Source organism: Pseudoalteromonas sp. 5Ae-yellow (assembly GCF_014077565.1).
Taxonomy (GTDB): Bacteria; Pseudomonadota; Gammaproteobacteria; order Enterobacterales; family Alteromonadaceae; genus Pseudoalteromonas.
Map to the genome: position 1 here is coordinate 1 of NZ_JACGWD010000138.1, position 1,864 is coordinate 1,864.

The window sequence follows — 1,864 nt, forward strand, 5'->3', positions numbered from 1 at the left end:
TAACGAGCCTGTAGATTAACTCGTTTTTAAATTTGTTTTTATTGATAAACAAACCATAGCTGAGTTCCTATTTTGGTTCAATTGATTACTGTATTTTTACGCAGAATATAGAAGTGTTTGATATTGTTTTAATTGGCGTTTTGGAAGGGATTACGGGTGTTTGAGTGGCTTTTATTTAGAGTAAGAGGGCTTACCCTTCTTAATGCATCGTGTTTTGCAGCTTTTCTATATTATGAACAAGGCAATACAGTTGCCATTGCGCATTCACTTTCGTTTGACCCCGTAAGGTCAATTTATTCATGCCTTTATTCACTGTAATGTTCCCGAACACTGGCTCAATACAGCCAAGTCTTTTGCTATATTGTCGTCGACCTATGGGGCTGTCTATTTTTACTTTCATTTTGTCTACATAGCTCAGCTTTTTGCGTGATTTATTATTTATAAACTGTACTTGTCGTCCTCTTTCTATCGGTGGTTTTCGCATACATTGCTGTTGTAGTGGACATACTTTGCAATCTTTTAAGTAACCGCAGAATCGTGTGTATTGTTGGTTATGGCTGTTTACATTAACTCCGCTTCGCCACATATCATTACCTGCTGGGCAGCGGCATGTTTGGGTTGCTTCATCATAATGAAAATCGTCTGAGGTAAATAACCGAGGCTTGCCTTTACTGCGTTTTAGTCGGCGCTTTTCTTGCTCAGTTTCGTATGTTTCGCTGGCTTTAAACAGCGGATTTCGTTTTCTAAATTGGTTATCCGCAATGTAGGTATCGAACCCACTTTGCGCCATAAACTCAAGATTTACTTCGCTGTTAAACCCACTGTCTGCGGTGAATTTGATGGTGTGTTTATCTGTCATTTTTTCTGTATTGAGTTTAGCGAGTTGCTGTTTTAATTGTGCAACGGCTGGCTGTAAAGTTTGTTGTTCGCCCACTGAGCCCCACGCTTGTGCTTGCAGGATGATTTGATGTTTATCATCGTTTATCGCGATGCCGTTGTAGCCTTGAATTGTCCCTTTTGAGGTCGTCATCTTCGCACTATCTGGGTCAGTGATATTACTTTTAACAGGCTTGCCTTTACTGCCTGTTTTCTCTTCGTGAGTGGCTAAAAAATCGGTGATTTTATCTGCACTTCTATCCAGCTTTTCTTTTTGTTTTAAGTCCTGAGTTATCAACTCTTCGCCCAGTCCATCTTGTGATTGGTGGCGTTCAATAATACGTTTGCTTGCGCGTTCTAGTTTTGCTTTTTTGCGGCTTAACTCATCGAATGTGCCGCTCCACTCTTTACTCGCATTGGACTTTAATTTACACCCATCAATAGCAAACATGTTGCGGCCTATCAAGTCTTCCTCATCACATATCATCAGCACTTGCGTGAAAAGTGGCTCAATCTGTTCATGCATTTTAGCCACAAAACCCGCTATAGATGTGTAATGTGGCTGGATATCACCCGACACACTCATAAATAAAATATTATGCTCGCAAGCCTTTGCAATCCGACGGCTACTGATAAAACCATGTGCATAGCCCAGTAAAATAATCTTTAGCATTACCGAAGGCGGATACGCAGCAGCGCCCGTTTTGTCGTTGTTATACCACGCGTCAAATCCCGATAAATCGAGTTTATTTTCGACGATATAACAAAGGGCATATTCAAATGTGCCAGGCAAAATTTGCTCAGCGAAATTGATAGGAATGAATTTATTTTGACAGGATAAGTCAGGCTTGTAGTTAGCCATAACAGTTTACCGTGGGTGAATAATATCTATTAGATCACAGCGAACAGATGGATTCAAGGTTAAAAAGCAACCAACCAAGAATAGTTGGATACGTTCCTAAAAAGAGTAATTCTACAGCCTCAACGC

At 40.3% G+C, this 1,864-nt stretch carries 1 protein-coding gene; it reads right to left on the reverse strand.

The window, feature by feature from the left end:
• Positions 1 to 199 precede the first annotated feature (199 nt).
• Positions 200 to 1,738 (reverse strand): transposase, encoded by a 1,539-nt coding sequence (locus H4J63_RS19655; protein WP_182198094.1) that lies wholly within the window; start codon positions 1,736 to 1,738, stop codon positions 200 to 202.
• Positions 1,739 to 1,864 lie beyond the last annotated feature (126 nt).

Bases quoted from the DNA above. Each gene is read 5' to 3' on its own strand.
- H4J63_RS19655 (WP_182198094.1), bottom strand. From the start codon at position 1,738: ATGGCTAACTACAAGCCTGACTTATCCTGTCAAAATAAATTCATTCCT.